The organism is Roseateles sp. P5_E11, from assembly GCF_054049355.1.
The window spans coordinates 1-6,148 of the sequence record NZ_JBFUMO010000355.1 but is presented as its reverse complement, the minus strand read 5'-3'; the positions used below and the strand labels follow the sequence as shown (position 1 = coordinate 6,148).

Genomic DNA, 6,148 nt, shown 5'->3' with positions numbered 1-6,148 from the left:
AGCACGCTTATGCCAATGCACTATCGACACGATTTCCGACCGTATCTAGCGTACCTTCGAACTCCTCCGTTACACTTTGGGAGGAGACCGCCCCAGTCAAACTGCCCACCATACACTGTCCCCATCCCGGATAACGGGACAAGGTTAGAACCTCAAACACACCAGGGTGGTATTTCAACGTTGGCTCCATCAGATCTAGCGACCTGACTTCAMAGYCTCCCACCTATCCTACACAGATCTGTTCAAAGTCCAATGTAAAGCTACAGTAAAGGTTCATGGGGTCTTTCCGTCTTTCCGCGGGGAGATTGCATCATCACAAACATTTCAACTTCGCTGAGTCTCTGGAGGAGACAGTGTGGCCATCATTACTCCATTCGTGCAGGTCGGAACTTACCCGACAAGGAATTTCGCTACCTTAGGAYSGTTATAGTTACSRCCGCCGTTTACTGGGACTTCAGTCAAGAGCTTGCACCCCATCATTTAATCTTCCAGCACCGGGCAGGAGTCACACCCTATACGTCGACTTTCGTCTTTGCAGAGTGCTGTGTTTTTAATAAACAGTTGCAGCCACCGATTCTCTGCGGCCTCATTGGGCTCACCAAGTAAATGGATCACCTACTAAAGGCACACCTTCTTCCGAAGTTACGGTGTCAATTTGCCGAGTTCCTTCTCCAGAGTTCTCTCAAGCGCCTTAGAATACTCATCTCGCGCACCAGTGTCGGTTTGCGGTACGGTCGTCAATAGCTGAAGCTTAGTGGCTTTTCTTGGAAGCAGGGTATCACTCACTTCGTCTGCAAGCAGACTCGTTATCACGCCTCATCTAATCCCCCCGGATTTGCCTAAGGGGCACGACTACACGCTTGAACCAACATATCCAACAGTTGGCTGAGCTAACCTTCTCCGTCCCCACATCGCACTATTGATCGGTACAGGAATATTGACCTGTTTCCCATCAGCTACGCATCTCTGCCTCGCCTTAGGGGCCGACTCACCCTACGCCGATGAACGTTGCGTAGGAAACCTTGCGCTTTCGGCGAGGGGGCTTTTCACCCCCTTTAACGCTACTCATGTCAGCATTCGCACTTCTGATACCTCCAGCAGGCTTCACAACCCACCTTCACAGGCTTACAGAACGCTCTCCTACCACGTGCAATAAATTGCACATCCGCAGCTTCGGTAACTGGCTTAGCCCCGTTACATCTTCCGCGCAGGACGACTCGATCAGTGAGCTATTACGCTTTCTTTAAATGATGGCTGCTTCTAAGCCAACATCCTGACTGTTTTAGCCTTCCCACTTCGTTTCCCACTTAGCCAATTTTAGGGACCTTAGCTGGCGGTCTGGGTTGTTTCCCTCTTGAGTCCGGACGTTAGCACCCGGTGCTCTGTCTCCCAAGCTGTACTCATCGGTATTCGGAGTTTGCATAGGTTTGGTAAGTCGCCATGACCCCCTAGCCTAAACAGTGCTCTACCCCCGATGGTAATACTTGAGGCACTACCTAAATAGTTTTCGGAGAGAACCAGCTATTTCCAAGTTTGTTTAGCCTTTCACCCCTATCCACAGCTCATCCGCTAGTTTTGCAACACTAGTCGGTTCGGACCTCCAGCACCTGTTACGGTACCTTCATCCTGGCCATGGATAGATCACTTGGTTTCGGGTCTACACCCAGCGACTATTCGCCCTATTCGGACTCGATTTCTCTACGGCTTCCCTATTCGGTTAACCTCGCCACTGAATGTAAGTCGCTGACCCATTATACAAAAGGTACGCAGTCACCCTTGCGGGCTCCTACTTTTTGTATGCATGCGGTTTCAGGATCTATTTCACTCCCCTCCCGGGGTTCTTTTCGCCTTTCCCTCACGGTACTTGTTCACTATCGGTCGATTACGAGTATTTAGCCTTGGAGGATGGTCCCCCCATATTCAGACAGGATTTCACGTGTCCCGCCCTACTCYATTCGCGCCTAGTTCCACAATCTGCATTTCTCATACGGGGCTATCACCCGCTGTGGCCGGACTTTCCATTCCGTTCTGATATACAAACTGCTAAAACGCGAGGGCTACTCCGATTTCGCTCGCCACTACTTTCGGAATCTCGGTTGATGTCTTTTCCTCGAGCTACTGAGATGTTTCAGTTCACCCGGTTCGCCACAATGACCTATGTATTCAGTCAGAGTTACTCCTTGCGGAGTGGGTTTCCCCATTCGGAAAYCYCCGGATCAAAGCTAATTTGCCAGCTCCCCGAAGCTTATCGCAGGCTATCACGTCCTTCGTCGCCTGTAATCGCCAAGGCATCCACCACATGCACTTAGTCACTTGACCCTATAACTTTGACAGCGCTGACTGCACTGTCGTCAAGGACTCAATCCGATCTTGTTTCATCGGATTGTTATTTGAGTATTCACGCGTTACGCCGTTCTTCATACCTAATCAATTTCTTGCTTAGTTGAAGTCTATGTTTGACGCAATCAAAATCGCTGTTAGCGGCACGGTGTACCAGAAGGTACTTTCCGCTAACAGCGCTGATTCGACTCTACAAATTGTTAAAGAACAACAGCCGATCTTTGCAGACCAGAGCTGGTAAACCTCAGCGAACATTGCTATTCGCTAAGGTTTACCAACTGAGTAAGTGAAACTGGTGGAGGATGACGGGATCGAACCGACGACCCCCTGCTTGCAAAGCAGGTGCTCTCCCAGCTGAGCTAATCCCCCGGTTCAAATCTTGCGACTTGCCGTGGTGGGTCTGGCTGGATTCGAACCAGCGACCCCCGCCTTATCAAGACGGTGCTCTAACCGACTGAGCTACAGACCCACGCGAACCATGCGCATGAACTCTGTTGTTGTCGCCAGCCTGTCGAGGCCAGCTCAACAGGCTCACGCAATTTCACTCACTGTTGTGTGACAGCCGATAAGTGTGGGCGCTTAAAGCAAAGTGCTTGAGCTTTCGCTCTTTAGTGTGATCTTGCTCTGCCACTACCTAAGTAATGACGAGGCGCGATCTATCTAGAAAGGAGGTRWTCCAGCCRCACCTTCCGRTACGGCTACCTTGTTACGACTTCACCCCAGTCACGAACCCTGCCGTGGTAATCGCCCTCCTTGCGGTTAGGCTAACTACTTCTGGCAGAACCCGCTCCCATGGTGTGACGGGCGGTGTGTACAAGACCCGGGAACGTATTCACCGCGGCAAGCTGATCCGCGATTACTAGCGATTCCGACTTCACGCAGTCGAGTTGCAGACTACGATCCGGACTACGACCGGGTTTCTGGGATTAGCTCCCCCTCGCGGGTTGGCAGCCCTCTGTCCCGGCCATTGTATGACGTGTGTAGCCCTACCCATAAGGGCCATGATGACCTGACGTCATCCCCACCTTCCTCCGGTTTGTCACCGGCAGTCTCATTAGAGTGCCCTTTCGTAGCAACTAATGACAAGGGTTGCGCTCGTTGCGGGACTTAACCCAACATCTCACGACACGAGCTGACGACGGCCATGCAGCACCTGTGTTCTGGCTCTCTTTCGAGCACTCCCAAATCTCTTCAGGATTCCAGACATGTCAAGGGTAGGTAAGGTTYTTCGCGTTGCATCGAATTAAACCACATSMTCCACCGCTTGTGCGGGYCCCCGTCAATTCCTTTGAGTTTYARCCTTGCGGCCGTACTCCCCAGGCGGTCAACTTCACGCGTTAGCTTCGTTACTGAGAAGAAACCCTCCCAACAACCAGTTGACATCGTTTAGGGCGTGGACTACCAGGGTATCTAATCCTGTTTGCTCCCCACGCTTTCGTGCATGAGCGTCAGTACAGGTCCAGGGGATTGCCTTCGCCATCGGTGTTCCTCCGCATATCTACGCATTTCACTGCTACACGCGGAATTCCATCCCCCTCTACCGTACTCTAGCTATGCAGTCACAAATGCAGTTCCCAGGTTGAGCCCGGGGATTTCACATCTGTCTTGCATAACCGCCTGCGCACGCTTTACGCCCAGTAATTCCGATTAACGCTTGCACCCTACGTATTACCGCGGCTGCTGGCACGTAGTTAGCCGGTGCTTATTCTTCAGGTACCGTCATGAGTCCCAGGTATTAACCAGAACCTTTTCTTCCCTGACAAAAGCGGTTTACAACCCGAAGGCCTTCTTCCCGCACGCGGCATGGCTGGATCAGACTTGCGTCCATTGTCCAAAATTCCCCACTGCTGCCTCCCGTAGGAGTCTGGGCCGTGTCTCAGTCCCAGTGTGGCTGGTCGTCCTCTCAGACCAGCTACAGATCGTTGGCTTGGTGAGCTTTTACCCCACCAACTACCTAATCTGATATCGGCCGCTCCAATCGCGCGAGGTCTTGCGATCCCCCGCTTTCACCCTCAGGTCGTATGCGGTATTAGCTGCTCTTTCGAGCAGTTATCCCCCACGACTGGGCACGTTCCGATATATTACTCACCCGTTCGCCACTCGTCAGCTTAACCTGTTACCGTTCGACTTGCATGTGTWARGCATGCCGCCAGCGTTCAATCTGAGCCAGGATCAAACTCTACAGTTCGATCTTGAATTTACTCAACGGAATCGACTTAAACCATTTGCATAGTTCAAATCTAATTTCCGTGAGCGTTTAAAGTCCGAAGGACCGTCATCAGTCACCTGACAACATCACTTCACTTCAAACGCCCACGCTTATCGGCTGTGAATTCTTAAAGAACATCGCGCTTGAAACTCGTCAGCATCCGCTGCTTCGTTCCATCCGCGTCGCTGTCAAATCAGTTTGATTCGTCAGCAGCAAAGAAGCGAGATTCTAATCTGCTTTTTGCGTCGTCGTCAAGTATTTTCGAAAATTTCTTTCTCGATACTCATCGACTTGCTTTCCTTCACCACCTCCAAACTACTCGCTTTCGCGTTTTGTTCGTCAGCAGCAAAGAGGCAAGATTTTGATCTGCTTTCGCAGCATCGTCAAGTACTTTGCGAAAATTTCTTTTCAGAACTCTTCAGCACCCAACGAACTCTCCAGCTCGCCATCCAGACCTTTCGGCCCAGCTCCACCAACCACCTCACAACCATCCGCCGTTCCCGACAAGCGCTGCGTTGTGATCAGCGAAGCCCACGACTGTAGCATAGGTTTTTCTGTGTCCGCAAGGACGTCTGACAATTTGATCTGGCGCGGCAATTTCCAGGGATTGAGGTAATCAGCAACCTGTACGCCTAACTCGAAACCAGGCAGCCATCCGTGGCGGTTGCCCTCGGCGCCGAGCGGCCTGGCGCAAGCAGCCATCGCAGTCAATGCACGGCTACTGCGCTGCGAGCAACGACCAGCTCCTTCTCGGCGGTGGCCTGAGGATCATCGCTGTCCAGGATGTGCGGCAGGGCCGTAGCAAGGCGCTGCGCGTCAGCGCGCAGGATGCGCTGCTTGACGGCAGGAATCTGTGACGGGTGCATGGAGAAACTGCGCAGGCCCATGGCCAATAGCAGTTCGGTGAAGACGGGGTCGCCTGCCATCTCGCCGCAAACGCTGACGCCCTTGCCCGCCGCGCGCGCCTGGGCGATGGCCTGGCTGATCAGCTGCAGCACCGCCGGATGCCAGGGATCGTAGAGATGGGCAACTGCTTCATCGGCACGGTCGATGGCCAAGGTGTACTGGATCAGATCGTTGGTTCCTATGGAGACGAAATCCACATGCCGCAGCAGCAGCGGCAGCATGACCGCTGCTGCCGGGATCTCGATCATGACGCCCAGCTCGACGCGTGTGTAGGCATGGCCGGCATCGGTCAGCTGCTGCTGCACCTTGCGCACCGTCTCGACGATTTGCCGAACTTCCGACAGATGCGCCACCATCGGGATCAACAGTCTGACCTTGCCGAAGGCGCTCGCTCTATAGATGGCGCGCAGTTGCTGACGGAACATGCTCGGCTCGGCCAAGCTCCAACGGATGGCACGCAGGCCCATCGCCGGGTTGAGCACATGCTCGTGGCGCAGTTCGTTGACCGTCAACCGATCCAGCGGCTTGTCCGCCCCCACGTCGACGGTGCGAATCGTGACCGGCATGCCCTTCATCGCCACGACGGCGGCCTTGTAGGCAGCGAACTGTTCTTCCTCACTGGGCAGTTCGCCCTCACGGTTCATGAACAGGAACTCGCTGCGGAACAGCCCGACGCCCGTGGCCCCCGATTCC

General features: G+C 53.5%; 2 protein-coding genes, 2 tRNA genes and 2 rRNA genes. All 6 read right to left on the bottom strand.

What is annotated here, in order from left to right:
- Positions 1-2,319 (bottom strand): 23S ribosomal RNA (locus ACXJKR_RS21695); the annotation flags it as partial.
- A 314-nt stretch (positions 2,320-2,633) separates the two neighbouring features.
- Positions 2,634-2,709 (bottom strand) — tRNA-Ala (locus tag ACXJKR_RS21690).
- A 23-nt stretch (positions 2,710-2,732) separates the two neighbouring features.
- A tRNA-Ile gene (locus tag ACXJKR_RS21685) sits at positions 2,733-2,809 on the bottom strand.
- Between the two features lie 195 nt (positions 2,810-3,004).
- Positions 3,005-4,528 (bottom strand): 16S ribosomal RNA (locus tag ACXJKR_RS21680).
- A 429-nt stretch (positions 4,529-4,957) separates the two neighbouring features.
- On the bottom strand, positions 4,958-5,251 hold the full coding sequence (locus ACXJKR_RS21675) for a hypothetical protein (protein WP_457324582.1): 294 nt from the start codon (positions 5,249-5,251) through the stop codon (positions 4,958-4,960).
- A gap of 5 nt (positions 5,252-5,256) precedes the next feature.
- Positions 5,257-6,148 (bottom strand): phosphoenolpyruvate--protein phosphotransferase (locus ACXJKR_RS21670; RefSeq protein ID WP_457324581.1); only part of this gene is annotated, 892 nt, incomplete at its 5' end.